Source organism: Micromonospora sp. WMMD980, assembly GCF_029626035.1.
Classification (GTDB): domain Bacteria; phylum Actinomycetota; class Actinomycetes; order Mycobacteriales; family Micromonosporaceae; genus Micromonospora.
Genome location: NZ_JARUBE010000003.1, coordinates 3,563,579 through 3,589,685, shown reverse-complemented (window position 1 = coordinate 3,589,685; position 26,107 = coordinate 3,563,579). Strand labels below are relative to the sequence as shown.

28 protein-coding genes are annotated in these 26,107 nt (G+C 74.3%); 16 read left to right on the top strand and 12 right to left on the bottom strand.

The annotated features are described in order from the left end of the window. Window positions 1-60 precede the first annotated feature (60 nt). Window positions 61-294, top strand: a complete 234-nt coding sequence (locus O7618_RS16775; RefSeq protein WP_278107031.1) for a DUF5522 domain-containing protein — start codon at window positions 61-63, stop codon at window positions 292-294. 88 nt (window positions 295-382) lie between these two features. Next, entirely contained in the window at window positions 383-928 is a 546-nt protein-coding gene (locus tag O7618_RS16770; RefSeq protein ID WP_278107030.1) for a hypothetical protein, read from the top strand. A 16-nt stretch (window positions 929-944) separates the two neighbouring features. On the opposite strand, the gene O7618_RS16765 is transcribed toward O7618_RS16770, so the two are convergent. Continuing rightward, complete coding sequence (locus tag O7618_RS16765) at window positions 945-1,631, bottom strand: metal-dependent transcriptional regulator (RefSeq protein ID WP_278107029.1); 687 nt, start codon at window positions 1,629-1,631, stop codon at window positions 945-947. A gap of 98 nt (window positions 1,632-1,729) precedes the next feature. Between O7618_RS16765 and O7618_RS16760 the strand changes: the two genes are divergently transcribed. The 3 genes from O7618_RS16760 to O7618_RS16750 are packed head-to-tail and all read left to right on the top strand — an operon-like array spanning window position 1,730 to window position 6,376. Beyond that, a complete protein-coding gene (locus O7618_RS16760) occupies window positions 1,730-2,587 on the top strand; it encodes a sulfurtransferase (RefSeq protein ID WP_278107028.1) in 858 nt (285 codons plus the stop codon). 47 nt (window positions 2,588-2,634) lie between these two features. Beyond that, on the top strand, window positions 2,635-3,816 hold the full coding sequence (locus O7618_RS16755) for an acetoin utilization protein AcuC (protein WP_278107027.1): 1,182 nt from the start codon (window positions 2,635-2,637) through the stop codon (window positions 3,814-3,816). 4 nt (window positions 3,817-3,820) lie between these two features. After that, window positions 3,821-6,376, top strand: coding sequence for a bifunctional GNAT family N-acetyltransferase/acetate--CoA ligase family protein (locus O7618_RS16750; RefSeq protein WP_278107026.1), 2,556 nt, complete (start codon window positions 3,821-3,823; stop codon window positions 6,374-6,376). Window positions 6,377-6,434: 58 nt separating this feature from the next. On the opposite strand, the gene O7618_RS16745 is transcribed toward O7618_RS16750, so the two are convergent. Then, window positions 6,435-6,842: a VOC family protein gene (locus tag O7618_RS16745; RefSeq protein WP_278107025.1), complete on the bottom strand. Its 408-nt coding sequence runs from the start codon at window positions 6,840-6,842 to the stop codon at window positions 6,435-6,437. A gap of 85 nt (window positions 6,843-6,927) precedes the next feature. Continuing rightward, window positions 6,928-7,914, bottom strand: coding sequence for an RNA polymerase sigma factor SigB (gene sigB / locus O7618_RS16740; protein WP_278107024.1), 987 nt, complete (start codon window positions 7,912-7,914; stop codon window positions 6,928-6,930). Window positions 7,915-8,134: 220 nt separating this feature from the next. On the opposite strand from sigB, the gene O7618_RS16735 reads away from it, so the two are divergent. Beyond that, window positions 8,135-8,923 carry a sporulation protein gene (locus O7618_RS16735; protein ID WP_278110040.1) on the top strand — a complete coding sequence of 263 codons (789 nt, stop codon included), beginning with the start codon at window positions 8,135-8,137 and terminating at the stop codon, window positions 8,921-8,923. 12 nt (window positions 8,924-8,935) lie between these two features. Here the strand turns inward: O7618_RS16735 and dtd are convergent, their stop codons facing one another. Further along, window positions 8,936-9,358, bottom strand: coding sequence for a D-aminoacyl-tRNA deacylase (dtd, locus tag O7618_RS16730; RefSeq protein ID WP_278107023.1), 423 nt, complete (start codon window positions 9,356-9,358; stop codon window positions 8,936-8,938). Next, window positions 9,358-10,842, bottom strand: a complete 1,485-nt coding sequence (locus O7618_RS16725) for a methyltransferase (protein ID WP_278107022.1) — start codon at window positions 10,840-10,842, stop codon at window positions 9,358-9,360. Before O7618_RS16725 ends, dtd begins: the two co-directional genes overlap by 1 nt. 183 nt (window positions 10,843-11,025) lie before the next feature. Here O7618_RS16725 and O7618_RS16720 point away from each other — a divergent pair, with 183 nt between their 5' ends. The 3 genes from O7618_RS16720 (at window position 11,026) to O7618_RS16710 (ending at window position 14,157) form a co-directional block, all read left to right on the top strand. Continuing rightward, window positions 11,026-12,246, top strand: coding sequence for a S8 family peptidase (locus O7618_RS16720; protein ID WP_278107020.1), 1,221 nt, complete (start codon window positions 11,026-11,028; stop codon window positions 12,244-12,246). Between the two features lie 112 nt (window positions 12,247-12,358). Further along, window positions 12,359-12,934 carry an HhH-GPD-type base excision DNA repair protein gene (locus tag O7618_RS16715; RefSeq protein ID WP_278107019.1) on the top strand — a complete coding sequence of 192 codons (576 nt, stop codon included), beginning with the start codon at window positions 12,359-12,361 and terminating at the stop codon, window positions 12,932-12,934. Then, window positions 12,931-14,157, top strand: a complete 1,227-nt coding sequence (locus tag O7618_RS16710) for a low temperature requirement protein A (protein WP_278107018.1) — start codon at window positions 12,931-12,933, stop codon at window positions 14,155-14,157. Before O7618_RS16715 ends, O7618_RS16710 begins: the two co-directional genes overlap by 4 nt. 4 nt (window positions 14,158-14,161) lie before the next feature. Here the strand turns inward: O7618_RS16710 and O7618_RS16705 are convergent, their stop codons facing one another. Together O7618_RS16705 and O7618_RS16700 are read right to left on the bottom strand one after the other, a co-directional pair. Further along, the gene (locus tag O7618_RS16705; protein WP_278107017.1) at window positions 14,162-14,473 is read right to left on the bottom strand and encodes a hypothetical protein; all 312 of its coding nucleotides are present in this window, start codon (window positions 14,471-14,473) and stop codon (window positions 14,162-14,164) included. After that, entirely contained in the window at window positions 14,463-14,774 is a 312-nt protein-coding gene (locus O7618_RS16700; protein WP_278107016.1) for a hypothetical protein, read from the bottom strand. Before O7618_RS16700 ends, O7618_RS16705 begins: the two co-directional genes overlap by 11 nt. Window positions 14,775-14,872: 98 nt before the next feature. Between O7618_RS16700 and O7618_RS16695 the strand changes: the two genes are divergently transcribed. Next, on the top strand, window positions 14,873-15,229 hold the full coding sequence (locus tag O7618_RS16695) for a DUF3099 domain-containing protein (RefSeq protein ID WP_278110039.1): 357 nt from the start codon (window positions 14,873-14,875) through the stop codon (window positions 15,227-15,229). A gap of 215 nt (window positions 15,230-15,444) precedes the next feature. Here O7618_RS16695 and O7618_RS16690 read toward each other — a convergent pair whose 3' ends face one another. Together O7618_RS16690 and O7618_RS16685 are read right to left on the bottom strand one after the other, a co-directional pair. Further along, on the bottom strand, window positions 15,445-16,341 hold the full coding sequence (locus O7618_RS16690; RefSeq protein WP_278110038.1) for a sugar kinase: 897 nt from the start codon (window positions 16,339-16,341) through the stop codon (window positions 15,445-15,447). Between the two features lie 167 nt (window positions 16,342-16,508). After that, complete coding sequence (locus tag O7618_RS16685; RefSeq protein WP_278107015.1) at window positions 16,509-17,438, bottom strand: pseudouridine-5'-phosphate glycosidase; 930 nt, start codon at window positions 17,436-17,438, stop codon at window positions 16,509-16,511. Window positions 17,439-17,525: 87 nt separating this feature from the next. On the opposite strand from O7618_RS16685, the gene O7618_RS16680 reads away from it, so the two are divergent. The 3 genes from O7618_RS16680 to O7618_RS16670 all read left to right on the top strand — a co-directional run bounded on the left by O7618_RS16680 (window position 17,526) and on the right by O7618_RS16670 (window position 20,302). Then, entirely contained in the window at window positions 17,526-17,744 is a 219-nt protein-coding gene (locus tag O7618_RS16680) for a DUF3039 domain-containing protein (protein WP_107159174.1), read from the top strand. Window positions 17,745-17,784: 40 nt separating this feature from the next. Then, window positions 17,785-18,435 (top strand): TRIC cation channel family protein, encoded by a 651-nt coding sequence (locus tag O7618_RS16675; protein ID WP_278107014.1) that lies wholly within the window; start codon window positions 17,785-17,787, stop codon window positions 18,433-18,435. 133 nt (window positions 18,436-18,568) lie between these two features. Beyond that, window positions 18,569-20,302: a DEAD/DEAH box helicase gene (locus tag O7618_RS16670; protein ID WP_278107013.1), complete on the top strand. Its 1,734-nt coding sequence runs from the start codon at window positions 18,569-18,571 to the stop codon at window positions 20,300-20,302. Window positions 20,303-20,444: 142 nt separating this feature from the next. Here O7618_RS16670 and O7618_RS16665 read toward each other — a convergent pair whose 3' ends face one another. Both O7618_RS16665 and O7618_RS16660 read right to left on the bottom strand, forming a co-directional pair. Then, window positions 20,445-20,678, bottom strand: coding sequence for a hypothetical protein (locus O7618_RS16665; protein WP_091070720.1), 234 nt, complete (start codon window positions 20,676-20,678; stop codon window positions 20,445-20,447). A 247-nt stretch (window positions 20,679-20,925) separates the two neighbouring features. Then, window positions 20,926-22,521 (bottom strand): RNA polymerase sigma factor, encoded by a 1,596-nt coding sequence (locus O7618_RS16660; RefSeq protein WP_278107012.1) that lies wholly within the window; start codon window positions 22,519-22,521, stop codon window positions 20,926-20,928. 285 nt (window positions 22,522-22,806) lie between these two features. Between O7618_RS16660 and O7618_RS16655 the strand changes: the two genes are divergently transcribed. Then, window positions 22,807-23,628 carry an inositol monophosphatase family protein gene (locus O7618_RS16655; RefSeq protein WP_278107011.1) on the top strand — a complete coding sequence of 274 codons (822 nt, stop codon included), beginning with the start codon at window positions 22,807-22,809 and terminating at the stop codon, window positions 23,626-23,628. 201 nt (window positions 23,629-23,829) lie between these two features. On the opposite strand, the gene O7618_RS16650 is transcribed toward O7618_RS16655, so the two are convergent. Further along, complete coding sequence (locus O7618_RS16650) at window positions 23,830-24,345, bottom strand: LytR C-terminal domain-containing protein (protein ID WP_278110037.1); 516 nt, start codon at window positions 24,343-24,345, stop codon at window positions 23,830-23,832. 438 nt (window positions 24,346-24,783) lie between these two features. Between O7618_RS16650 and O7618_RS16645 the strand changes: the two genes are divergently transcribed. Beyond that, the gene (locus O7618_RS16645) at window positions 24,784-25,080 is read left to right on the top strand and encodes a DUF4193 domain-containing protein (protein WP_013284790.1); all 297 of its coding nucleotides are present in this window, start codon (window positions 24,784-24,786) and stop codon (window positions 25,078-25,080) included. A gap of 271 nt (window positions 25,081-25,351) precedes the next feature. Next, window positions 25,352-26,080: a hypothetical protein gene (locus tag O7618_RS16640; RefSeq protein ID WP_278110036.1), complete on the top strand. Its 729-nt coding sequence runs from the start codon at window positions 25,352-25,354 to the stop codon at window positions 26,078-26,080. The last annotated feature ends 27 nt before the right edge of the window (window positions 26,081-26,107 follow it).

The following is a 26,107-nucleotide window of genomic DNA, read 5'->3' as shown; positions in this document are numbered from 1 at the left end:
AACAGGGGCCCCCGCCGATGCGGAAAACGTTAAGAAGGGGCCCCTCCTTACACTCCAGCGGTGAGTGACGAGCTGGCGGACCGGCCGCTGACCGAGCCGCACCCGTCGCGCCTGCCGCCGGGTCACCCGGCGCGGGAGCGGATCCTGGCCGCGCACGCCGCCGCGCTGGCCGCCGGGGAGGCCGGCTACCTCGACCCGGAGACCGGACTGTTCGTGCTCAGCGCCGGGTTCCTGGCCCGACGCGGCACCTGCTGCGGGCGAGGATGCCGGCACTGTCCGTACGTGGCCGATTAGGGCCTTCCGTCCCCGTCGCGCGCGCCGTACGGTGTCCGACGGAACTCCGGCGGGCCACCCGCCCGCCGCCGATCGCGGAGGTCTCCCCGTGCGCGCCCGTACCTGGCTGGCACTTTCGGCCGTCCTGCTCGCCACCGGCTGCGCCGAGGACGCCTCGGAGGTCGAGGTGCCGGCCGCGCCGCCGCCGGCCGAGGTCGCCGCCGCCTCCTCCGGCGGGGCCTGCCGGCTGCTCGACTTCGCGGTGATCGCCGCGCACACCGGCGGCACGTTCGACGTGGCCGCCGCCACGGACCGGGGCGACACGCACACCTGCGTGGTCCGCGCCCAGGCGGCGGCGCTGCCGGAGCTGACGCTCTCGGTGACCGACACGTCGATCGACGCGGCCACCTTCACCGCCGACGTGCAGCCGCGCGGCGCGGCCAAGGTCACCAAGCTCGGGAAGATCGCCTACCGGCGCACGGTGTCGAAGACCGGGAAGGCCGGCCCGGTCGCCGAGGTGGGCTGGCTGGCCGGGGAGGACCGGCTGGCGAGTCTCCGCTGGGCCACCCCGCCCGGCACCGCCTCGGCGGAGGCGGAGAAGGCGACCGCCAAGCTGGTCGCCCTGGCCAAGGTGATCGACACCCGCAGGTTGTGAGCCCCGGACCGGGAGGTCAGCGGGCCGCGACGAAGACGCGTGAGGCGACCTCGCGGGGCAGCCGCACCCGGTCGCCGGAGCGGTCGATGGAGACGCCGTCGCGCTCCTGCGCCACCGTGACGGTCGCACCCGGGTCGACGCCCGCCGCGTGCAGTTGCCGGAGCACGTCGGCGTCGGTCTGCACGCTCTCGCAGATCCGCCGCACCACCACCGGGCCGGAGAGGCCCGGGAAGGCCAGGTTGCGCTCGCCCTCGACGGTCTCGGCCGGGTGCTGGCCCGGGTCGCCCAGCTCCTCCAGGCCCGGGATCGGGTTGCCGTAGGGCGACCGCGACGGGCGGTTGAGCAGGTCGTAGACCCGCTTCTCGACCGCGTCGCTCATCACGTGCTCCCAGCGGCAGGCCTCCTCGTGGGCCTCCTCGTAGGGCATCCCGATCACGTTGACCAGCAGCAGCTCGGCCAGCCGGTGCTTACGCATCACCGAGACGGCGGTGTTGCGGCCCAGCGCGGTGAGGGTCAGGTGCCGGTCGCCCTCGACGGTGAGCAGGCCGTCCCGCTCCATCCGGGCGACGGTCTGGCTGACGGTCGGACCGCTCTGCCGCAGCCGCTCGGCGATGCGGGCGCGCAGCGGCGGCACACCTTCCTCCTCCAGCTCGAGGATGGTGCGCAGGTACATCTCGGTCGTGTCGACCAGGTCATGCTTCACGTCAGCGGCCTCCCGGCGTCCGATGCTACCCGTAACGACCGACCGGCCGCCGTAGGCGAACCCGGAGGTCGCTGCCCGGATGGTGTTGACTGGACCGCATGTCCGGAACCGCAGAGCTGCTGGTCGAGCCGGATCGGCTCGCCGCCGAGCTCGACCGCGCCGATCCGCCCGTGCTGCTCGATGTCCGCTGGCGGCTCGCCGGCCCGCCCGGCCGCGACGACTACACCGCCGGTCACCTGCCCGGCGCCGTCTTCGTCGACCTGGACACCGAGCTGTGCGGGCCGCCCGGCGGCGCCGGGCGGCACCCGCTGCCCGACCCGGCCACGTTGCAGGCCGCGCTGCGGGCCGCCGGGGTCCGCGCCGGTCACCCGGTGGTGGTGTACGACGGCGGTGACGGCATGTCCGCCGCCCGGGCCTGGTGGACCTTGCGCTGGGCGGGGCACCGGGCGGTGCGGGTGCTGCACGGCGGCTACCCGGCGTGGACCGCCGCCGGGCTGCCGGTGGACACCGCCGCGCCCGCGCCGGCGCCCGGCGACGTGACGGTCGCCCCGGGTGCGCTTCCGGTGCTCGACGCCGCGCGGGCCGCCCGGCTCGCCGCCGCCGACGCCGGGGTGCTGCTCGACGTGCGGGCCGCGCCGCGCTACCGGGGCGAGACCGAGCCGGTCGACCCGGTCGCCGGGCACGTCCCCGGCGCGGTCAACCTGCCCGCCCCGGGGTACGTGACGCAGGGCCGGTTCCCCGCCGCCGAGGCGTTGCGCGCGCGCTTCGCCGAGGCCGGAGTGCGTCCGGACGCGCCGGTCGGGGCATACTGCGGCTCCGGGGTGACCGCCGCGCAGGCGGTGCTGGCGTTGCACCTGGCCGGCCGACCCGACGCCGCCCTCTACGTCGGCTCGTGGAGCGAGTGGGTGGCCGACCCGGACCGTCCGGTGGCGACCGGCGACGCCGCCGACCGTTGAGCGCGCGGCTGGTGGGCGTGCCCCGACCCGCGTGCGACGATGGCCGCATGGCCGACGACACGGTGGTGGTGTGGGATCCCGCCCTCCTCGCCTACGACATGGGGGACCATCCCCTCGATCCGGTGCGGGTGGAGCTGACCATGGCGCTCGCCCGCGAGTTGGGGGTGCTCGACCGGCCCGGGGTGCGCCTGGTCAAGCCGGAGCCGGCGGACGACGCGCTGCTGACCCGGGTGCACGATCCGGCCTACCTGGACGCGGTCCGCGCCGCCCCGCGCGATCCGCTCTTCGCCGGCTTCGGGCTGGGCACCTCGGACAATCCGGTCTTCGACGGGATGCACGAGTCCAGCGCGCTGATCGCCGGCGCCACCGTGGCCGCCGCCGAGGCGGTGTGGCGGGGCGAGGCCCGGCGCGCGGTCAACGTGGCCGGTGGCCTGCACCACGCCATGCCGGCCCGGGCCGCCGGCTTCTGCGTCTACAACGACCCGGCGGTGGCCATCGCCCGCCTGCTCGACCTGGGCGCGGAGCGGATCGCGTACGTGGACGTGGACGTGCACCACGGCGACGGGGTGCAGGAGGTCTTCTACCGCGACCCGCGGGTGCTCACGGTCAGCCTGCACGAGACCCCGCTCGCGCTCTTCCCCGGCACCGGTTTCCCGGACGAGACCGGTGGGCCGGGCGCGGAGGGCAGCGCGGTCAACCTGCCGCTGCCGCCGGGGGTCGGCGACGCGGGCTGGCAGCGGGCGTTCCACGCGGTGGTGCCGTCGGTGTTGCGCGCGTTCCGCCCGCAGATCCTCGTCACCCAGTGCGGGGCGGACGGGCACCGCGCCGACCCGCTGGCCGACCTGCACCTGTCCGTGGACGGGCAGCGGGCCACCTACCGGGCGCTGCGGGCGCTCGCCGACGAGCTGTGCGACGGCCGCTGGGTGGCCACCGGCGGCGGCGGGTACGCGCTGGTCGAGGTGGTGCCCCGGGCCTGGACGCACCTGCTCGCGGTGGCCACCGGCGGCCCGATCGACCCGGCCACGCTCACCCCGCCGGGCTGGCGGGAGCTGGCCGCGCGCCGGCGGCCGGGCCACGACGTCCCGCTGCGGATGACCGACGACGTCGACCCGTCCTACCAGCCGTGGCAGCCCAGCGGCGAGCCGAACGCGGTGGACCGGGCGGTGGCGGCCACCCGCAAGGCGGTCTTCCCGTTGCTCGGCCTCGACCCGCACGATCCCCGCGACTGATCCCGTGACCACCGTCGAGCAACCGGTGGACGTGCTGCTCAGCGACGGCACCACGGTCCAGTTGCGACAGATCCGCCCGGACGACGCGGCGGCGATCGTGGCGATGCACGCCCGCTTCTCCGAGCGCACCCGATATCTGCGCTACTTCTCGCCCTACCCGCGCATCCCGGAGCGCGACCTGAAGCGCTTCGTCACCGTCGACCACCGCGACCGGGAGGCGTTCGTGGTGCTGGCCGGCGAGCGGATCGTCGCGGTCGGCAGGTACGAGCGGCTCGGTCCCGCCTCGCCGGAGGCCGAGGTGGCGTTCGTGGTGGAGGACGCCTACCAGGGCCGGGGGATCGGCTCGGTGCTGCTGGAACACCTGGCGGACGCGGCCGGCCGGCACGGGATCGCGCACTTCGTCGCCGAGGTGCTCCCGGCCAACGGGACGATGCTGCGGGTCTTCGCCGACTTCGGCTACCAGGTCCAGCGCCAGTACGCCGACGGCGTGGTGCACCTGAGCTTCCCGATCGCGGCCACCGAGGCGACGCTTGCGGTGCAGCGCGGCCGGGAGCACCGCACCGAGGCGCGGTCGATCGCCCGGTTGCTCGCCCCGCGCGGCATCGCCGTCTACGGTGCCAGCACCACCGGCCAGGGCGTCGGCGCGGCGCTGCTCGGGCACCTGCGCGACGGCGGGTTCACCGGCGCGATCGTGCCGGTGCATCCGAGCGCGGCGACGGTGGCCGGGCTACCGGCGTACCCGTCGGCGGTCGACGCCGGCCGCGACGTCGACCTGGCGGTGGTGGCGGTCGCGCCGGAGACGGTGACCGCTGTGGTCGACGACGCGGCCCGGGCCGGCGCGCACGGGCTGGTGGTGGTCTCGGCCGGGTTCGCCGAGTCCGGCCCGGCCGGCGCGGCGGCGCAGCGCGCGCTGGTCCGTGCCGCGCACCTGGCCGGCATGCGGGTGGTCGGCCCGAACTGTCTCGGCGTCGCCAACACCGACCCGGCGGTACGCCTCAACGCCACGCTCGCCCCCGCGCTGCCGGCGCCGGGCCGGGTCGGCGTGTTCAGCCAGTCCGGCGCGTTCGGGGTGGCGCTGCTGGCCGAGGCGTCCCGGCGCGGGCTCGGCCTCTCCAGCTTCGTGTCGGCCGGCAACCGGGCCGACGTTTCCGGCAACGACCTGCTGCAATACTGGCAGGACGATCCGGCCACCGAGGTGATCACGCTCTACCTGGAGACGTTCGGCAACCCGCGCAAGTTCGCCCGGCTGGCGCGGCGGATCGGCCGGAGCAAGCCGGTGGTGGCATTGGCGTCGCTGGCCCGGCCGCCGGGCGTGGGCGAGGCGCCGGCGCTGGACGCCGCCGCGGTCAGCGCGTTGTTCGCCCAGTCCGGCGTGATCCGGGTGGACACCGTGTCCGAACTGCTCGACGTGGGCGTGCTGCTGGCCCACCAGCCGCTGCCGGCCGGGTGGCGGGTCGCCGTGGTCGGCAACTCGTCGGCGCTGACCGGGTTGGCCGCGACCGCGGGCGCCGGGCAGGGCCTGGTCGTCGCCGTCGGCTACCCGCACGACGTCGGGCCGACCGGCGGCGCCGCCGCGTACGCCGCCGCGCTCGCCGCCGCGGCCGCCGACGACCGGGTGGACGCCGTGGTGGCGGTGTTCGCCCCGCCGCTGCCCGGCCAGCTCACCGACCCGGAGGCCGACTTCGCGGCGGCGCTGCCCGACGCGCGGGCCACCGGCAAGCCGGTGGTGGCGACGTTCCTCGCCGGCCGGGTGCCCGCCGGGGTGCCGGCCTATCCGAGCGTGGAGGAGGCGGTGCGGGCGCTGGCCCGGGTCACCCGGTACGCGGACTGGCTGCGCCGGCCGCCCGGCGTGCCGCCCGAGCTGACCCGGGTCGACCGGTCGGCGGGGCAGGCCGCGCTGGGCCCCGACGGGGCGGAGCCGGCGGCGCTGCTCGGCGCGTACGGGATCGACGTGGTGGAGTCGGCGCCGGCCGGCTCGGTCGACGAGGTGCTGGCGGCGGGGGAGCGGCTCGGTTGGCCGGTGGCGCTGAAGGCGGCCGACCCGGGGTTGCGGCACCGCCTCGACCTGGGCGCGGTCCGGCTCGACCTGGGCGACGCCGACGCGCTGCGCCGCGCGTACGCCGAGACGGCTCCGGTGTTCGGCGCCCAGGTGCTGGTGCAGCCGATGGTCGCGCCCGGCGTGGCGTGCGTGGTGGAGCTGGTGGAGGATCCGGCGTTCGGGCCGGTGGTCGGGTTCGGGCTGGGTGGCGTGGCGACCGAGCTGCTCGGTGACCGGGCGTGGCGGGCGCTGCCGTTGACCGACCGGGACGCCGCCGAGTTGGTCGACGAGCCGCGCGCCGCGCCGCTGCTGCGCGGGCACCGGGGCGCCGCCCCGGTGGACCGGGCGGCGCTGGTCGACCTGCTGCTGCGGGTGGGCCGGCTGGCCGACGAGCAGCCCCGGGTGCGGTCGCTCACGCTCAACCCGGTGCTGGCCCGCCCGGACGGCATCTCGGTGCTGCACGCCACCGTCCGCACCGGCGCCGAGGCGCCGCGCCCCGACACGGGCCCCCGGAGGTTGTAAGGCCGGGCCCCCTGTTAACGCCTGCGGTATAGGAGGGGGCCCCTGTTAACGCCGGGGCTCACGCGCGGGCGGAGATCTGCTGCACGCTCCACTCGTTGCCGTCGGGGTCGGCGAAGAACACGAAGCCGACGTTGTCCAGCGGGTGCGACACCGGGCGCGGGTTCCGCCCGACCACCTGGATCTCGCTGACCTGCACGCCCCGCTGGATCAGCTCCGCGCGCGCCTGCGCCAGGTCGGCCACGACCAGTTGCAGGCCCTTGAGCGAGCCCGGCGGCATCTCCGGCACCACGCCCCGGCCCAGCACGATCGAGCATCCCGAGCCCGGGGGCGTGAGTTGCACGATCCGTCCCACCCCGCCCAGGTCGGTGTCGTGGTCGACGGCGAAGCCGACCCGCTCGGCATAGAACTCCTTCGCCCGGTCCACGTCGGAGACGGGCACGATCACCACTTCCAGGGTCCAGTTCACCGCCTCAGCCTGGCCGGGCCGGGGCGCCGGTTCAAGCGCGACAGGCCCCGGCGAACCGCCGGGGCCTGTCGCGTGGCGCGTGGGGTCAGCAGGCGTACGCCTCCAGCCGGTTCGCCCGCTCCGGGTCGCGCAGCTTGAGCAGCGTGACCTTCTCGATCTGCCGGATCCGCTCCCGGGACAGCCCGAACTCGCGGCCCACCTCGTCGAGGGTGCGCTGCCGGCCGTCGTCCAGGCCGAAGCGCAGCCGGATCACCGCCTGCTCCCGCTGCGAGAGCGTGGCCAGCACGATGCGTACCTCGTTGCGCAGCTCGCCGTTGGCGGCGGCGTCGCCGGGCTCGGTGCGCGGGTCGACGGCGGCGACGAAGTCGCCGAGCGCGCTCTCGCCGTCCTCGCCGACCGCCTGGTCCAGGCTCACCGGCTCCCGGTCGTAGGAGATCAGCTCGATCACCTGGTACTCCGGGACCTCCAGCGCGGTGGCCACCTCGCTGACGGTGGGCTCGCGGCCGAGCGTCACCGACAGCTCGCGGCGCACCCGGACCATCCGGTTGACCTGCTCGACCATGTGCACCGGGATGCGGATGGTGCGGGCCTGGTCGGCCATGGCGCGGGTGATGGCCTGGCGGATCCACCAGGTGGCGTAGGTGGAGAACTTGTAGCCCTTGGTGTAGTCGAACTTCTCGACGGCGCGGATCAGGCCGAGGTTGCCCTCCTGGATCAGGTCGAGGAAGGCCATGCCCCGCCCGGTGTAGCGCTTGGCGATGCTCACCACGAGCCGCAGGTTCGCCTCCAGCAGGTGGTCCTTGGCGGCGCGGCCCTCGGCCGCGACCAGCGCCAGGTCCCCGCGCAGCTCGGCGGAGACCGGGGTGCAGGTGGCCAACTTCTCGTCGGCGAAGAGGCCGGCCTCGATCCGCCGGCTCAGCTCGACCTCCTGCGCCGCGGTGAGCAGCTTGGTGCGGCCGATGCCGTTCAGGTACGCCCGGACCAGATCGGTGGAGACGCCGCGCTCGTCGGTGGCGTCCAGGTCCGTGAGGGTGACGTCCATGTCCTGGTGCTCGATCATCTGCTGGGTCATCTCTGTCTCTCCCCGTGTCCTACGAGCCGTACCGGCCCCCGCGCCGACCGGCGTGGTGGGCCGGTGACAACCAGCTTGGCGGTCGGGGCGTGAGACGGGGGTGAGGCGATCGGGGACCCGACACGAATCCGGGTCGAACTCCGGTCGTCGCTTGCCGGAGTTGGTTACCGTGCCAGCGGACCGGCCGGCCGGGCCGGCCGTACAGGCGATCGGAGCACACGTGGTCTTCAAGCGGCTCATGCAGGCGATGGGTGTGGGCGGGCCGTCGGTGGAGACGGTTCTGACCAACCCGAACTGTCGCCCCGGTGGCCTGCTGGAGGGCCGGATCCAGGTGGCCGGCGGCGACCACCCGACGGATGTGAGCTACGTCTCGCTCGGCCTGGTCACCCGGGTCGAGGTGGAGAGCGGCGACTCGGAGTACGACACCAACCAGGAGTTCGGCCAGGTCCGGGTGACCGGCGCGTTCCGGCTGGACCCGGGGCAGCGCCACGACGTGCCGTTCCGCTTCCAGGTCCCCTGGGAGACGCCGCTCACCGACCTCTACGGCCAGCACCTGCACGGCATGACCATGGGGCTGCGCACCGAGCTGGAGGTGGCCCGGGCGGTCGACTCCACCGACCTGGACGCGGTCGCGGTGCACCCGCTGCCGGCCCAGGAGCGGCTGCTGGAGGCGCTGCTGCGGCTGGGCTTCCGGTTCGCCCGCGCCGACGTCGAGCGGGGGCACATCTATGGCGTACGCCAGCAGTTGCCGTTCTACCAGGAGATCGAGTTCTACCCGGCGCCGCAGTACGCCCGGGCCATGAACCAGCTCGAGGTCACCTTCGTCACCGACCCGCACCAGGTGCAGGTGGTGCTGGAGATGGACAAGCGGGGCGGCCTGTTCACCGAGGGCCGGGACGCGTTCGGCCGGTTCACCGTGGACCATGCCACCGCCGATCGCACCGACTTCGCCCCCCAGCTCGACGGCTGGCTGCGCCAGTCGCTGTCCCGTCGCGGCCTGTTCTTCTGACCGACCGGTCGGTCAGAGGTCCAGCAGGAGGGTGCGGGGGCCGACGTTGACGCTCTCCACCAGCATGTGGGTGCGGAAGCGGCCGGTTTCCACCTTCGCACCCCGGGCTCGCAGCTCCTCGACCACGGCCTCCACCAGAGGTTCCGCCACCTCCGCCGGGGCGGCGGCGGTCCAGCTCGGCCGCCGGCCCTTGCGGGCGTCGCCGTAGAGCGTGAACTGGCTGACCACGAGCAGTGGCGCCCCGGCGTCGGCGGCGCTGCGCTCGCCGTCCAGGATGCGCAGCTCGTGCAGCTTGCGGGCCATGGTGGCGGCCACCCGCGGAGTGTCGGTGTGGGTGACGCCGAGCAGCACCAGCAGCCCGTCGGCGATCTCGCCCACCACCGCGCCGTCGACGGTCACCGAGGCCCGGCCGACGGTCTGCACCACCGCCCGCATCAGTCGACCACCGGCTCGACGAGGCCGCGTTCGACCAGGTGCGCCACGATCGGGCCGGCCGCCTCGGCCAGCTCGCCGGGCGGCACGTCGTGCGCGGCGGCGAGCAGGGCGAGCTGGTCGCGCAGCGGCAGCCGGCCGTCCGCGCCGCCGATCAGGGCGAGCACCAGCGGGTCGATCTCCTCGGACCAGCGCAGCCCGCGGGGCATGGCCAGGACCTGCCGGTCCACCGCCCAGCCGTCGTCGCCCATGGTGGCCTCCTGGCGCAGTTGCAGCCCGTCGGCGGCCCGGTAGCGGGCGGCGAGCAGCGCGTCGGTGTCCCGGGCGCGCAGCCAGTCCTGCCGGTCGAACCACTCGCCGATCCGGTCGCCGAGCGGCGGCTCCACCCGCTGGCGCAGGTCCTCGACCCGGACGATCGGGTCGTCGTGCCCGGCGCGGCGCAGCGACACGATGCCGAACCCGACCGCCTCGACCTTGTGCCCGTCGAACCAGTCCAGCCACGCCTCCATCCGGTGCGGGTCGGCGCTCTCCCCGACGTCGGTGAGCCAGAGATTCACGTACGCCATCGGGTCGGCCACCTCGCGCTGGATCACCCAGGCGTCCAGCCCGGTGCCGGCGAACCAGCCGGTGACCCGCTCGGCCCAGTCCTCGCCGGTGACGTGCACCCAGTTCGCCAGGTACTGCATGGTGCCGCCGTCGGTGAGCAGGTGCGGCGCGGCGGCGGCCAGTTCGGCGCCGATCGCGTCGCCGACCCGCCCGGAGTCGCGGTAGACGTGCGTGGTGGTGCCGGGGCCGACCACGAACGGCGGGTTGCTGACCACCAGGTCGAAGCGGCGCCCGGCGACCGGGGCGACCAGGTCGCCGCGGAGCAGCTCCCAGTCCTGTCCGTTGAGCGCGGCGGTGGTGGCGGCGAAGCGCAGCGCACGTTCGGAGACGTCGGTGGCGGTGACCCGGCGGGCGTGGGTGCCCAGGTGCAGAGCCTGCACCCCGGAGCCGGTTCCGAGGTCCAGCGCGGTCTCCACCGGGCGGCGCACGGCGGCGCCGATCAGCGTCTGGGTGGCCCCGCCGATGCCGAGCACGTGTTCGGCGTGCAACGGCCGGCCGGGCCGGGCGCTGGCCGGCACGTCGGCGAGCACCCACCAGTCGTCTCCGTAGGGTTCCAGGTCGACGCCGGCGCGTAGGCCGTCGCCGTGCCGCTCGACGATGCCCCCGGCGAGCGCCTCGTCCACGCCCAGCGGGGCCAGCGCGACGGCCACCACCGGCTCCGGCTCGGTCCGGTCGCAGATGAACACCCGGATCAGGGTGCCCAGCCGGTCGCGGTCCTCGGTGGCGCGTAGCGCGGCCCGGTAGTCGTTGCGGGCGACCCCGCCGGTGGCCTGCGAGCCGAGCCGCCCGGCGATGCCGTTGGCGGTGAAGTCGGCGAGCGTCAGCGCGGTGCGCAGCGCCTCGACCCCGGCGGGGGAGAGCAGCATGTCGTCACGGTCCACGGGGCCATCCTGCCTCGACCGCCGTCCGACGCGGTGCGCACCCGCCGGATCCGGCGCGCGGACGGTATTACCCGGCAACTATCTCTTTCGATGAGTGTCGATGTGTGGTTAGCATTCCTGCCAACATCCGTCGATGGGCGGCCCGCCGGCCACGAACCGGCCCGCCCGGTAGGGAGCCAGACGATGCCCGACGTGTCCGTCCCCCGGCGCCGCGCGCTGCGCGCGCTCGCCGTCACGGCCGCCGCCGCGGCCCTCACCGCCGCCGCCGCCACCCCGGCCCTCGCCGTGCCCACCGGCCAGATCCGGTACGCCGGCGCCGCCGACGCCGTCAGCGGCAGCTACCTGGTCGTGCTCAAGGGTGACGCGGTCGGCGCCGCGAACAGCCGTACCGCCCGCACCGCGGTGCCGGACCGGGCCGCCGGCCTGGCCAAGCGCTACGGCGGCAGCGTCGGCGCGGTGTGGAGCGCCGCGCTCACCGGCTACAACGCGAAGATGAGCGCCGGACAGGCGCGCCGGCTGGCCGCCGACCCGGCCGTCGCGTACGTCGAGCAGGACCGTCGGGTGACCGTGCAGGGCACCCAGACCGGCGCCACCTGGGGCCTGGACCGGATCGACCAGCGCAACCTGCCGCTCAACAGCACGTTCACCTACCCGAACACCGCCACCAACGTGCGCGCCTACATCATCGACACCGGCATCCGGACCACCCACAGCCAGTTCGGCGGCCGGGCCACCTGGGGCACCAACACGGTGGACACCAACAACACCGACTGCAACGGCCACGGCACGCACGTCGCCGGCACGGTCGGCGGCAGCACCTACGGCGTGGCCAAGGGTGTGCGGTTGATCGCGGTGAAGGTGCTCAACTGCTCCGGCAGCGGTTCCACCGCCGGCGTGGTCAACGGCGTCAACTGGGTCACCTCGAACGCGGTCAAGCCGGCCGTGGCGAACATGAGCCTCGGCGGCGGCGCCAGCACCACGCTGGACAACGCGGTGGCCAACTCGATCAGCTCGGGCATCACGTACGCGCTGGCCGCCGGCAACTCCAGCGCCAACGCCTGCAACTCCTCGCCGGCCCGGGTCGCCTCGGCGATCACGGTGGGCGCCACCACCAGCACCGACGCGCGTGCCTCGTACTCGAACTACGGCTCCTGCGTGGACATCTTCGCGCCCGGCTCGTCGATCACGTCGGCGTGGCGTACCAGCGACACCGCGACCAACACGATCAGCGGCACCTCGATGGCCTCGCCGCACGTGGCCGGCGCGGCGGCGCTGGTGCTGTCGGCCAACCCGTCCTACAGCCCGGCGCAGGTGGCCAGCTACCTGACCAGCAACGCCACCACCGGCAAGGTGACCAACCCGGGTTCGGGCTCGCCGAACCGGCTGCTCTTCGTGGTGAACTGACCCGCGTCGCGGGTCACGCGGCCCGGTGGACCCGCGCGGGGTCCACCGGGCCGCGTCGTGCGCGTCGGGGAGTCGGCGGCCCGACCGGCGCCCGGGACGGCAGGATGGGGGCATGACGCTCTCCCTGCCCATCGACCCGCAGGCCAACGAGCTGTTGGCGCGCAGCCCGCTGGCGCTGCTGCTCGGCATGGTGCTGGACCAGCAGGTGCCGATGGAGAAGGCGTTCTCCTCACCGCACGTGCTGGCGCAGCGGCTCGGCCACGAGCCGGACGCCCGTGAGCTGGCCGGCTACGACCCGGAGGCGTTGGTGGAGCTGTTCGCCCGGCCGCCGGCGCTGCACCGCTTCCCGAAGGCGATGGCGGCCCGGACGCAGGAGGTCTGCCGGGCGCTGGTGGACCGCTACGACGGCGACCCGGCCCGGCTCTGGTCCGACGCGGCCGACGGCGGTGAGCTGCTGCGCCGGGTCGGTGAGCTGCCCGGCTTCGGCCGGCAGAAGGCACAGATCTTCGTCGCGCTGCTCGGCAAACGGTTCGGGGTCACCCCACCGGGTTGGCGCGAGGCGGCCGGCGCCTACGGCGACGCGGACGCGTACCGGTCGGTGGCCGACGTGACCGACCCCGAGTCCCTGCGCCGGGTGCGCGAGTTCAAGCAGCGGATGAAGGCGGAAGCGAAGGCCGCGAAGGGGTGAGCGGGCAGCGGGGCGGGGCGCTGCTGCGCACCACGTCCAGCGCCGAGCGCGCCACGTTCCTGGAGCTCTTCTTCGACCTGGTCTTCGTCTTCGCGCTGACCCGGGTGTCCCAGCGCCTGGTGGCCGACGTCGACGGCGGGCGCATGACGGCCGGCGTCCTCCGGACGCTGCTGCTCTTCCTGGTGCTCTGGCACGTCTGGACGATCACCACCTGGGTGACCAGCCGGTACGAGCCGGAGCGGGTGGTCATCCAGGCGGTCGTGGTCGGCGTCATGTTCGGCAGCCTGGTGCTCGGGGTGACGTTGCCCCGCGCGCTGGAGGAGCGGTCGCTGGCGTTCGCGCTCGCGTATGTGGTGATCATGGTCGGCCGTCCGCTGGTCCTGGTGGTGGCGTTGCGCGGGCATCCGCGGCGGATGGTGCCGGTGCGGCTGACCGGCTGGGCCATGGCGACCGCCCCGCTCTGGCTGGTCGGCGCGCTGGTGCCCGGCCTGCGCCTGCCGCTCTGGGTGGCGGCGCTGGCGGCCGACTATCTGGGCGCCTTCCTGGGCTGGCCGCTGCCCCGGATCGGGGCGTCCCGCATCCGGAGCTGGCTGCTCGCCGGGGAGCACCTGGCCGAGCGCTACCAGCAGATCTTCCTCATCGCGCTGGGCGAGTCGATCCTGGTGATCGGCGTGTCCTACAGCGGGGAGCGGTTCTCCGGCCGGTCGGCCGCCGCGTTCGCACTCGCGTTCGGTGTCACCGCGCTGCTCTGGCGGCTCTACTTCCACCGGGCCGGACACCTGCTCGCGGAGGCGCTGCGGCGGGCCGGCACGCCGGGGCGGCTGGCCGAGTCGGCCGCGCAGACCCACCTGTTCATGGTGCTCGGCGTGCTCACCGCCGCGGTCGGCTACGAGCTGGTCATCGCCCACCCGTACGAGAACGCCGACCCGCGCTGGCTGATCTTCGTGGTGGGCGGCCCGGCGCTGTTCCTGGCCGCCCGGTCCCGCTTCGAGTACGAGATCTTCGGCCGGGTGTCCCGCTCCCGGCTGGTCGGCCTGGGGTTGCTGGTGCTGGTCGCGCCGGTGCTGACGACCGGGCCGGCGGTGCTGGCGCTCGGTGTGGTGGCCGGCGTGCTGGCGCTCGTCGCGCTCGCCGACGCGCGGCGGGCCCAGGGCGCGCCACCGGAGCCCTCCGCGTCGCCGGTCGGGCGGGAGGCGCTCGGCGAGGCCGGCCCCGAAGCCTGAGCGCTCAGGCGGCGGTCGGGCGGGACAGCGAGGCCAGCGCGCGGCGCACGTCGGCCAGCGAGACCGTGGCCGAGTCGTCCAGGTCGGCCAGGCCGGCCTCGATCCACTGCCGCATCAGCGTGGTCACTCCGATGCCCCGCGCGTCGGCGGCGGCCCGGACCCGTTCGTAGGTTTCCAGCGGGAGCCGGACCGACCGGCTGACCATCGGCACGTCGGTGTCGGGGGTGGGCAGTTGCGCCGGCGACGTCTCGTCGATCAGGTCGGCGAACGCGTCGCCGCCGCCGTGGAACCGCTTGGTCGCCTCGTCACGGTGCATCGTGACCGCCTCCTCGTCGGCGTGACCTCCGCACCGCCTCGTCGTAGCGCTTGGCCTCGACGTCGCTCAGCTCACGGGCGGAGAGGATGTCCCAGTCGTTGTCGGTGCCGTCGGCCTCGGCCAGCAGCACGGCCAGGCGCCGGCCGCGGTGGTCGGTGGCGTAGACCATTATCACGTCGTCGCCGAGGTGCCGGATGACCCGGCGGTTGCTGTGCAGGGCCTCCCAGACTTCCCCGGGTGTGACGTCGTAGACCCGCAGGTTCGCCAGCGCCTCGTCGGTGAAGCTGAACCGGTTGGCCACCAGCGCAGCGTACCACGCCCGTAACACGTCGCCCGATTGTCGCCGATCGTCGGCACGGAGTGACAGGATGGGCCGTATCCCCTCGTAGGAGGTCCGTGGTGAAGCATCAGGCCTACAAGCCGATCCTGATCACCGATGCCCCACGCAGCCAGGACGACCAGCTCAACAGCCGGCAGAAGCGCTACGTGCTGATGATGGGCATCCGGGTCGCCTGCCTGGTCGTGGGCGCGGTCCTGGTCGGCGTCCAGGCCCCGCTGCTGTGGCTCTGGCTGTCGCTGTGCGCGCTCGGCATGGTGCTCATCCCGTGGCTCGCGGTGCTGCTGGCGAACGACCGCCCGCCCAAGGAGGAGCACCGCCTGGCCAACCGGTTCCAGGCCCGCGGCCGCGACGAGACCCCGCCGATGGCGCTCTCCGCCGAGGAGCGCCCGCACAAGGTGATCGACGCCGAACCCTGAGCCGGGCCACGCTCGGTGACGCCCGCCGAAGGAGATACCGGAACGCAGCGGTATACCTCTGAGTCATAAATATGACCGAGAGGTATACCGCTCAACAGCGAAGCCCCGTGTTCGGCGCGACACGCCCGCCCCCCGCTGCGGCAGTGACCCGCCGTCACCGGCCGCGCATCGTCGTCGGCGCGTCGGTCGGCCGCGCGCCGTCGTCGGGGGTCGGGTCAAGCGCCCGGGCGGGCACCCACCGTGGTCACCGCCAGCGCGCCCAGGTCGCCGGCCCGGGCCAGCGCCGCGCCCGGCGAGGCGCCGGCCAGCCACGCGGTGAGCAGGCCGGCGGCGAACGCGTCCCCCGCGCCGGTGACGTCGACCACGGCCACCCCGGGTGCCGGCGCGGCCTCCACCCGGCCGCCGCGCTCCGCCCAGACCGCCCCGGCCGCGCCGCGCTTGACCACCACCCGGTGCGCCACCGAGGTCAGCGCCCGGGCCTGCGCCGCCGGGTCCAGGCCGCCGGCCAGCACCGTCGCCTCGTCGGTGTTGACGAGCAGCAGGTCGACGTCGCGTACCCAGGTCAGGAACGCCCCGCCGACGCGCCGCAACGGCGCCGCGGAGGCCGCGTCGACGCTGACGGTCAGCCCGCGCTCGCGGGCGACGGCCAGCGCGCGCAGGCCCGCGCCGCGCGACCCGACGTCCAACAGGGTGTACGCGGACAGGTGCAGGTGCCCGGCGTCGGGCGCGGCGGCCAGCGCGGCGTCCACGTGGCGGGCGGTCAGCCGCAGGTTCGCACCGCGCTGGCTGACCATGGTGCGTTCCCCGTCGTGGGTGAGCACGATCACCGTGCCGGTCGGGTAGCCCTCGTGCCGCTCCACGGCACAGTCCACGCCGAGCCGGGTCAGCTCGGCGACCCGCTCCCGGCCCGTCTCGTCGTCGCCCACGGCGGCCACCAGAGTCACGCCCGCGCCCTGCCCGGCCAGCCAGGCCGCGGTGTTGGCCGCCTGCCCGCCGCCGCTGAACCGGATGCCGGCCGCGGTGTCCGAGCCGGTCGCGAGCGGCCCGGACAGCATGGCCACCACGTCGGTGATCACGTCACCGACGACGACGATGCGCGGAGCCCCGCTCATGCGGTGCTGGCTGGGCATGCCCTCACGGCCCTCGCTCCGCTCGGTGCGTTCGCTCATGCGGTGCTGGCTGGGCATGCCCTCACGGCCCTCGCTCCGCTCGGTGCGTTCGCTCATGCGGTGCTGGCTGGGCATGCCCTCACGGCCCTCGCTCCGCTCGGTGCGTTCGCTCATGCCGTGGTGGGCCGGGCCGCGGCGGCGACCGCGATCCGTGCCGCCAGGTCGGCGTTGCGCAGGATGATCCGGACGTTCACCGCCAGGCTGGCGCCCTCGGTGGCGGCGTGGAAGTGGGCCAGCAGGAACGGGGTCACCGCCTTGCCGGTGACGCCCTCGCGGGCCAGCGCGGCCAACCCGTCGGCGAGGGTGCGGTCGTGCAGCGCCGGGTCGAGCTGCTCGTCGACGGGCAGCGGGTTGGCCACGATCAACCCGCCCCGGTGCACGCCCTGCGCGGCCCGGGCGGCCAGCACGTCGGCCACCCGCTCCGGCGAGTCCACCGACCAGTCCAGGTCGAAACCGGCGTCGGTGAGATAGAACCCGGGGAACCGGCGGGTGCGGTAGCCGACCACGCTCACCCCCAGCGTCTCCAACCGCTCCAGCGTGGCGCCCACGTCGAGGATCGACTTCACCCCGGCGCAGACCACCGCGATCGGGGTACGGGCCAGCGTGACCAGGTCGGCCGACTCGTCGAACGTCTGCGCCGCCTCCCGGTGCACCCCGCCGAGCCCGCCGGTGGCGAACACCGGAATGCCGGCCGCCGCCGCGACCGCGCTGGTGGCCGCGACCGTGGTGGCCCCGTCCGCGCCGCAGGCCGCCGCCGGGGCCAGGTCGCGGACCGAGAGCTTGCTCACGTCGTCCACCGTGGCGAGCCGGGTCAGCTGGGCGTCGTCCAGCCCCACCCGCAGCTCGCCGGCGACCATGCCGATGGTGGCCGGCACCGCGCCCGCGTCCCGGACCGCCTGCTCGATCTGCCGCGCCACGCGCAGGTTGTCCGGTCGGGGGAGCCCGTGCGAGACGATCGTGCTCTCCAGCGCCACGACCGGGCGGCCGTCCCGCAGGGCGTCGGCCACCTCACCACCGAGGCTGATGCGAAAGTTGGTCACTTCCGTTACGTTACGGGCCGCCCGCCGGGAGGGCTGTGGTGGACCCGACCCGGCCGGCCTGCGAAACTGGAAAGCCGGAGGTGGAACATGAGCACTGAGATTCTCGAACGCCCGGAGCAGAAGGAGGCCGACACCGGCCCCGAGATGTTCCACTACGTGCGCAAGGACAAGATCGCCGAGAGCGCGGTCATGGGCACCTACGTCATCGCGCTGTGCGGGGAGACCTTCCCGGTGACCAAGGCCGCGAAGCCCGGCTCCCCGGTCTGCCCCAAGTGCAAGGAGATCTACGAGTCCTGGGGCGAGTGATCGCGGGCGGCTCCGCCGCCCGCCCACGTAACCTGCGGCGGTGACCACCTCCACCGCCCTGCTCCTCGCCGACCTGACCGGCGTGGCGGTCTTCGCCGCCTCCGGCGCCTCCGCGGCGGTCGCCAAACGGCTCGACCTGTTCGGGGTGGTCTTCGTCGGCGTGGTCGCCGCCCTCGGCGGCGGCATCTTCCGCGACCTGGTCATCGACGAGGTTCCCCCACTGGCGTTCGCCGACTGGCGGTACGCGGTCACCGCCGCCGTCACCGCCGCCGCGGTGTTCCGGTTGCACCCCCAACTCGCCCGGCTGCGCACCACGGTGCTGGTGCTCGACGCGGCCGGGCTGGCGCTGTTCACCGTCACCGGCACGCTCAAGGCGCTCGACGCGCACGTGCCGGCGGTCGGCGCCTGCATGATCGGCATGCTCACCGCGATCGGCGGCGGACTCGGGCGGGACCTGCTGACCGGCGAGATCCCGGTGGTGCTGCGCCGGGAGATCTACGCCGTGGCGGCGCTCGCCGGCTCGATCGCGGTGACGCTGCTGTCGACCTACTGGCGGGCCACCACCGTGCCGCTGACCGGCGCCGCGGTCTTCGTCTTCGGGCTGCGCCTGATCTCGCTGCGCCGGCGCTGGTCCGCCCCGGTGGCGACGCTGCGCCCGCCGCGCACCGGCGCTCGGGGAGAGTGGTCCTGACCCGTCCCGCAGCGGGGTGGGCGGATGTGACAGGCGTGGCGTCGGGTGGGGCGGCACGCCCCCGCTGGTTATGCTGGGTCGGCCTTCGCGGCACCGGATGCGCGAGGGTCTTTTCATGGGGAGAGGAGCACGCGTGCCACCGCGGTTGCCGGCGCTCGACACGTTCCCGCCCCTGCGTTCCTGGCAGCGCAAGGCGATGGTGGAATACCTGCGCCGCCGCGCCGAGGACTTCACCGCGGTCGCCACGCCCGGCGCCGGGAAGACCACGTTCGCCCTGCGGATCGCCGCCGAGCTGCTCGCCGACGGCACCGTCGAGGCGGTCACCGTGGTCGCGCCCACGGAGCACCTGAAGACCCAGTGGGCGCAGGCGGCGGCCCGGGTCGGCATCCAGCTCGACGCCGCGTTCCGCAACGCCGACCTGCACTCCGCCGCCGACTTCCACGGCGCGGTGGTCACCTACGCCCAGGTCGGCATGGCGCCGCAGGTGCACCGGCGGCGCACGATGACCCGGCGCACGCTCGTCGTCCTCGACGAGATCCACCACGCCGGCGACGCCCGCACCTGGGGCGACGGCGTCAAGGCGGCGTTCGAGCCCGCCGTCCGCCGGCTGATGCTGACCGGCACGCCGTTCCGCTCCGACGACAACCCGATCCCGTTCATCAGCTACGAACGCGGCGGCGACGGGCTGCTGCGCTCCCGCGCCGACTCGGTCTACGGCTACGCCGACGCGCTGCGCGACGGCGTGGTCCGGCCGGTGCTGTTCCTGGCCTACTCCGGGGAGACCCGCTGGCGCACCAACGCCGGCGACGAGCTGGCCGCCCGGTTGGGCGAGCCGATGACGCAGGACCTGATCGCGCAGGCGTGGCGCACCGCGCTGGACCCGGCCGGCGACTGGATGCCGCAGGTGCTGCGCGCCGCCGACGCCCGGTTGAGTGTGCTGCGGGCCAACGGCATGCCCGACGCGGGTGGCCTGGTCATCGCCAGCGACCAGCAGGTGGCCCGTGCGTACGCGAAGCTGCTGGAGCAGGTGACCGGCGAGAAGGCCGCCGTGGTGCTCTCCGACGACCAGGGCGCGTCCGCGCGGATCGCGACGTTCGCGGCGTCCGAGCAGCGCTGGCTGGTCGCGGTGCGGATGGTGTCCGAGGGCGTGGACATCCCCCGGCTGGCCGTCGGGGTCTACGCGACCAGCGCCAGCACCGCGCTCTACTTCGCGCAGGCGATCGGCCGGTTCGTCCGGGCCCGCCGCCCCGGCGAGACCGCCTCGGTGTTCCTGCCCAGCGTGCCGCACCTGCTCGGGCTGGCCAGCGAGATGGAGATCGAGCGGGACCACGTGCTCGGCAAGCCCAAGGACCGCGAGGGCTTCGACGACGACCTGCTGGAGCGTGCCCAGCGCGACGACGGCGCCAGCGGCGAGCTGGAGAAGCGGTTCGCCGCGCTCTCCGCCACCGCCGAGCTGGACCAGGTGATCTTCGACGGCGCGTCGTTCGGCACCGCCGCCCAGGCCGGCACGCCGGAGGAGGAGGAATACCTCGGGCTGCCCGGCCTGCTCACCGCCGACCAGGTCTCCCTGCTGCTGACCAAGCGGCAGGCCGACCAGCTCGCCGCGCAGAAGCGCCGGGTGGCCCAGCGGACCGCTGAGCCGGCCGCTGCCGCGTCGGTGGCGGCGCCCCCTCCGCTGAGTGCGGCCCAGCGCCGGGTGGCGCTCCGGCGGCAACTGAACGCGCTGGTGGCCGCCCGGCACCACCGCACCGGCCAGCCGCACGGCAAGATCCACGCCGAGCTGCGCCGGCTCTGCGGCGGCCCGCCCAGCGCGCAGGCGACGATCGAGCAGCTCGAGGAGCGCATCGCCACCGTGCAGACGCTGTAAGGAGGGGCCCCTTCTTAACGCCTCCGGTAGAGGCGGGGGCCCCGCTTAACACCGCAGGCGCGACAGGCACGAAAGAACCGACCGGAGGCGCCCGTCTGGGCGTCTCCGGTCGGTTATGTCGCGTTGCGGATTGTTTGTCGGCTCAGTTCGCCATCAGATCGGTGCCCCGCCAGCTGAACTCCGGGTCCGTCGCGTAGCGCACGGTGATCTTCACCAGATCCTCCGCGTACTTGTTCGCGTGGTGCCCACAGAACACCAGCTCGCTCCCACCCGACAGGGTGATCCGGAGCTTGCCGGCAGCATTACAGCGGTCGCACCGTTCATCGGCGGCCGGGGGGCTCACCGTCTCGGGCGGCGGCGTGAGGGTCGGGGTCATCGCCTTCCTCCTCTGGTCGTCACCGATGAACACACTCGTCGGTCGTTGCTCACCTATCGTGCAACACCCATCTCGGGCCCTGCCTTCCCTGTGTGCCCGCGGGGGACCGAGGTCACACCTGGCGTGGAAGACAGTGTGCCGTGCACCAAGGGTGCCACGTCAACGATCACAAACGTGCAACCGACCGATCACCGATCAGTGTTCTACGGCTGGTGATCAAAGCGACACGTCTGGTTGACGCGTGCGGTCAGTCCAGGTAGTCGCGGAGCACCTGGGAACGCGAGGGGTGCCGCAACTTGGACATGGTCTTGGACTCGATCTGCCGGATGCGCTCCCGGGTCACGCCGTACACCTGGCCGATCTCGTCCAGGGTGCGCGGCTGGCCGTCGGTGAGGCCGAAGCGCAGGCGCACCACACCCGCCTCACGCTCGGACAACGTCTGGAGGACCTGCTGGAGCTGGTCCTGGAGCAGCGAGAACGACACCGCGTCGACCGCCACGACGGCCTCGGAATCCTCGATGAAGTCGCCGAGCTGGCTGTCGCCCTCGTCGCCGATGGTCTGGTCGAGCGAGATGGGTTCCCGGGCGTACTGCTGGATCTCCAGCACCTTCTCCGGTGTGATGTCCATCTCCTTGGCGAGCTCCTCCGGGGTGGGCTCGCGGCCCAGGTCCTGGAGCAGCTCGCGCTGGATCCGGCCGAGCTTGTTGATCACCTCGACCATGTGCACCGGGATGCGGATGGTGCGGGCCTGGTCGGCCATGGCGCGGGTGATGGCCTGGCGGATCCACCAGGTGGCGTAGGTGGAGAACTTGTAGCCCTTGGTGTAGTCGAACTTCTCGACGGCGCGGATCAGGCCGAGGTTGCCCTCCTGGATCAGGTCGAGGAAGGCCATGCCCCGCCCGGTGTAGCGCTTGGCCAGCGAGACCACCAGTCGGAGGTTCGCCTCCAGCAGGTGGTTCTTGGCCCGCTCGCCGTCGCGGGAGATCCACAGCAGGTCGCGCTGCATGTCGCGGACCAGCTTCTCCTCGCCCTCGTCGGCGGCGCGCAGTCGCTCGGCGGCGTAGAGGCCGGCCTCGATCCGCTTGGCCAGCTCGACCTCCTGCTCCGCGTTGAGCAGCGGGACCTTGCCGATCTGCTTCAGGTAGGCCCGGACCGAGTCGGCGGAGGCGGTCAGCTCGGCGTCGCGACGCGCCTGCTTGAGCGCCTCGGACTCCTCGTCGTCCCACTCGAAGTCGCCGTCGGTGGCGGAGCTCGCCGCGTCGGCCGCGGCGGCCTGGGCCAGCTCGGCCGGCTCCTCGACCACCACGTCCTCGATCTCGGCGGCCAGCTCCTCCGGGTCGACCTCGCCCTCGGCGCCGGGCTTCGCCGGCTTGGCCGCGGCCGTCTTCGCGGCCACCGTCGCCTTGGTGGCCCGGGTCGCCTTGGTGGCCTTCGCCGGGGCGACGGTCTTGGCGGCCACCTCGGCGGTGGCGCCGGCGGCCTTGCGGGCCGTGGCCTTGCGCGGGGCCGGGGCGGGGGCCTCGTCGGCGGCGGGCGCCTGCTTCGGGGCGGGCGCGGCGGCCTTCTTGGTGGTCTTGGCGGTGGTGGCCCGGGAAGCCGGCGTGGCGGAACGGGCGGCGGCGACCCGGCGTCGGGTGCTCGCGGAGCCGTCCACCACCACCGTCACGCCCGCCTCGGAGAGCGCGCGGAGGATCTTCTTGGCCTGGGCCGGGGTCACCTCAGCGGACTCGACGGTGCGCGCGAGCTGGGCCGACGTGAGCTGGCCGCCGGCGCTCTGGGCGTGGGCGATCAGGGTGTCGGTGAGCGAGCGAACGTCGGCGCCGGTCTGGCGGGGTTCTGTCACGAATGACCTTCCGGAGGCGAAGAGCGAGCACGGCCGGGTCGTCCGGCGCAGCACGAACGGCCGTGCCGGGCGAGTCTTTGAGGGACCCCCGTGTCCCGGTCCGTCCGGTCGCTGGCGGTCCGTGGCGCGTGGGCAGGGTGAATTGTAACGCCGTCTGGCGCGATCATCCTGCGCCGCACGGCGTAACCGCGGCCGGGACCGCCGATTCGGCGCAGATGTGGACTTTGTAAGGATGATACCCACGCGCGAACCGGGCGGTCCCGATCGCGCGGGAAGGGGACCGACATGATCACCTCCGCGCCCTCGCCGCGGGAACTGCTCACGATCGCCGTCGAGGTGGCCCGGGACGCCGCCGCCACGGCCCACCGGATGCGCTCCGAGGGCGTGTCGGTGGCCGCGACCAAGAGCACCGCCACCGACGTGGTCACCGCCGCCGACCGGGCGGTGGAGCGGCAGGTGCTGGCCGCGCTGCGGAACCGGCGGCCCGGCGACGCGGTGCTGGGGGAGGAGTACGGGGCCGGGGAGGCCGCCCCGGTGACGCCGGACGGCGTGCGCTGGGTCGTCGACCCGATCGACGGCACCGTCAACTACCTCTACGGGCTGCCCTACTGCGCGGTGTCGCTCGCCGCCGAGGTGGCCGGCGAGGTCGTCGCCGGGGTGGTGCGCAACGTGTTCACCGGCGAGGAGTGGACCGCGACCCTGGGCGGCGGCGCCTGGCGCGACGGCCGGCGGCTGCGCGGCTCGGCCGAGACCGACCTCGGGCAGGCGCTGGTCGCCACCGGCTTCGGCTACGACGCCGGCCGCCGCTCCCACCAGGCCCGGGTGGTCGCCGAGTTGATCCCGCACGTGCGGGACATCCGCCGGATGGGCGCGGCGGCGCTCGACCTCTGCCTGGCCGCCGAGGGGCGGGTGGACGCCTACTTCGAGAAGGGGCTGGCCGCCTGGGATCTCGCCGCCGGCGGGCTGGTGGCCCGGGAGGCCGGCCTGCTGGTGACCGGGGTGTCCGACCGGCCCGCCGGCCCGGACCTGGTGCTCGCCGCGCCGCCGGCGCTGCACGGGCCGCTGCACACCCGCCTCACCGACCTGGACGCCTCCGGCGGGCCCTGACCCGCACTCCGGCGCGCCGGGCGGCCGAGCCCGCACTGCGGCGGCGGGGAAGCCGTGCCGGCGTCGCGGCCGCGCCGGAGAGGCCGTGCCCGCGCCGCGGCGCCGGGAAGCCGTGTCGAGCCGGGACACGTGACAGGGCGGCCGCCCGGAGCCCGGGGGACCGCCCTGTGTCGTCATCGGGCCGGTGGTCCGGCCCGCCGGTCACTTGTCGATCGGCATCGGGCACGTCTGGGCCGGCGCCTCGGGCGCGCCCAGGTCGCCGAGCGACTGGTTCACCTCGGTGGTGGTGGCCAACTGCTGGAAGCCGTTGCCGAGGACCACGTCGACCGTGTCGTCCTTGCGGGTGGCCTGGAACACCTGCTCGGCGTTGTTGAGGAAGTAGGCCCGCAGCAGGTGGGCCGAGCCGACGCCCTTGGGGCCGAAGCGCAGCACCGCCACGCCGTCGACCGCCTTCTTCTCGTTGCCGACCTTCACGACCTGGAACTTCCGGTTGCGGAAGTCGTCCGCGACGGTGCCGGCCCGGCCGGCCTCGTCGGTGGCGTTGAAGACGTTGATCTTCACGTCCTTCTGCTCGCGTAGTCGTAGGTCGACAAGCGGCCAGCCGTCCGGACAGCCGGCGGCGGTGCCGGCCTCGCTCTGGCTGTCGCGAACCACGGCGATGACCACGAAGACCAGGGCGATGACCGCCAGCAGTCCGACGACAACGAGTGCCCGCACTCGCGCAAAACTCATCCTGGGCGCTCCCCGGACAGTGATTGGGTGGCGGCGGCCGCCGCGGTCGGGCCGCGTCTGTCGACCGTCGGAGTACGCCGCTGAGGTTAACCCTTGTCCGGCTCCCGCGTGGAAACAGTCCGACATGCCGGCGCGCCACGAAGGGAACGGGTAGGACTACCCCTATCTTCGTGTCGCCTGAGTCACATTGGGAACAACTTCGGGCGCAGGGGCGTACATCTCTCCCGCGAGGGCGGTATACATGCCTCGCCCAAAGGGGGGGTAAGGTTCCGCGCTCGCCGGGGGGTTCCGCTCCGGCGAACCCGACCCCACGGTCGTCGGGTCGGGTGCCCGACACAGATGGTGGCCGGCCAGGGGAACCGAAACGGCGTCGTCCGGCGTTACAACCGGCAGCGACCATATCGATATTGGAGAGTGAAACCGATGGCCACCGACTACGACGCCCCGCGTCGCGACGAGGTCGACCTCGGCGAGGACAGCCTCGAGGAGCTCAAGGCCCGGCGGGTCGACTCACAGTCGGGCGCCGTGGACGTGGACGAGGCCGAAGTGGCCGAGAGCTTCGAGCTGCCCGGCGCCGACCTGGCCGACGAGGAGCTCACGGTCAAGGTGCTCCCGATGCAGCAGGACGAGTTCCGCTGCGCCCGCTGCTTCCTGGTCCACCACCGCAGCCAGTTGGCGGTCGAGCGCAACGGCGACCTGATCTGCCGCGAGTGCGTCTGATCCCGAGCCGGGACACCGGCGGCGGCCTCCTCGACGGGGCCGCCGCTGTTCGAGCCGCCGTGCGCCGGTGGCGGGAAGCTGCTTGACTCGTACGGGCGGCCTCCACGCCGCACGGAGCAGGAGGGGCGGACCTGTGAGCGAGCGCAGCGAGCGGACCGGCGACACCGACCGGTCGCCGGTCCCGGGAACGGGACCGACACCGTCCGTCCCGGACCCGGCCGGCGACCCGACCGGTGCGGGGGACCAGGCGCATGCCCCGTCCGGCGACGAGCTGGGCGCCACGGTCGCCGCGCTCACCGCCGACGACATCGCGCCGGCCCGTCGCCGGCAACTGCTGGTCCGGCTGGTCGGCCAGGCCCGGGCCCGCGGGCTCACCGACCTGTTCAAGCCCAAGGCCGCGCTGCGGTGGATGACCGAGACGGTCGCCGAGATCGCGCCGCACGTGCCGATCCGGGACGCCGCCACGCTGCGGCGACACTTCCCCGGGCTGGACGACGACGCGCTCGCCGACCGGCTGGTCCGCAACGCGTCCCGCGCCACCGCGGGGATCGGCGCGGCCGGTGGCGGCGTCGCCGCGGTCGAGTGGGCGGTCACGCCGACGCTGCTCTCCGCCCCCGTCCTGCTGGCCGCCGAGACGGTGGCCGTGGTGGCGATCGAGCTGAAGCTGATCGGCGAGCTGCACGAGCTGCACCGGATGCCGCTGCCCACCGGTGGCACCGCGCGCACGGTGGCGCTGGTGCAGTCCTGGGCCGGCCAGCGGGGGATCAACCCGATGATGCCCGGCGTCGGGGTGAGCGCCGTGCTCGGCACCGCCGCCCGCCGGGAGTTGCGGGACAGCCTGCTGCGCCGCTTCGGCCGCAACCTCACCACGCTCGGGCCGTTCCTGACCGGCGCGGCCGTGGCCGGCTACCTCAACCGGCGGGCCACCCGGGCGCTGGGCGAGCAGCTTCGCAAGGACCTCCGGCACACCGCCCGGGGCCTGCCCGGCAAGCGGGCCTGACCGCCGGCCGTCCCGGTCCGGGGCCGG

Bases quoted from the DNA above. Each gene is read 5' to 3' on its own strand.
- O7618_RS16760 (WP_278107028.1), top strand. From the start codon at position 1,730: ATGTCCGGAACCGCAGAGCTGCTGGTCGAGCCGGATCGGCTCGCCGCC.
- O7618_RS16755 (WP_278107027.1), top strand. From the start codon at position 2,635: ATGGCCGACGACACGGTGGTGGTGTGGGATCCCGCCCTCCTCGCCTAC.
- sigB (WP_278107024.1), bottom strand. From the start codon at position 7,914: ATGACCCAGCAGATGATCGAGCACCAGGACATGGACGTCACCCTCACG.
- dtd (WP_278107023.1), bottom strand. From the start codon at position 9,358: ATGCGGGCGGTGGTGCAGACCGTCGGCCGGGCCTCGGTGACCGTCGAC.
- O7618_RS16720 (WP_278107020.1), top strand. From the start codon at position 11,026: ATGCCCGACGTGTCCGTCCCCCGGCGCCGCGCGCTGCGCGCGCTCGCC.
- O7618_RS16715 (WP_278107019.1), top strand. From the start codon at position 12,359: ATGACGCTCTCCCTGCCCATCGACCCGCAGGCCAACGAGCTGTTGGCG.
- O7618_RS16705 (WP_278107017.1), bottom strand. From the start codon at position 14,473: ATGCACCGTGACGAGGCGACCAAGCGGTTCCACGGCGGCGGCGACGCG.
- O7618_RS16690 (WP_278110038.1), bottom strand. From the start codon at position 16,341: ATGAGCGGGGCTCCGCGCATCGTCGTCGTCGGTGACGTGATCACCGAC.
- O7618_RS16680 (WP_107159174.1), top strand. From the start codon at position 17,526: ATGAGCACTGAGATTCTCGAACGCCCGGAGCAGAAGGAGGCCGACACC.
- O7618_RS16665 (WP_091070720.1), bottom strand. From the start codon at position 20,678: ATGACCCCGACCCTCACGCCGCCGCCCGAGACGGTGAGCCCCCCGGCC.
- O7618_RS16655 (WP_278107011.1), top strand. From the start codon at position 22,807: ATGATCACCTCCGCGCCCTCGCCGCGGGAACTGCTCACGATCGCCGTC.
- O7618_RS16645 (WP_013284790.1), top strand. From the start codon at position 24,784: ATGGCCACCGACTACGACGCCCCGCGTCGCGACGAGGTCGACCTCGGC.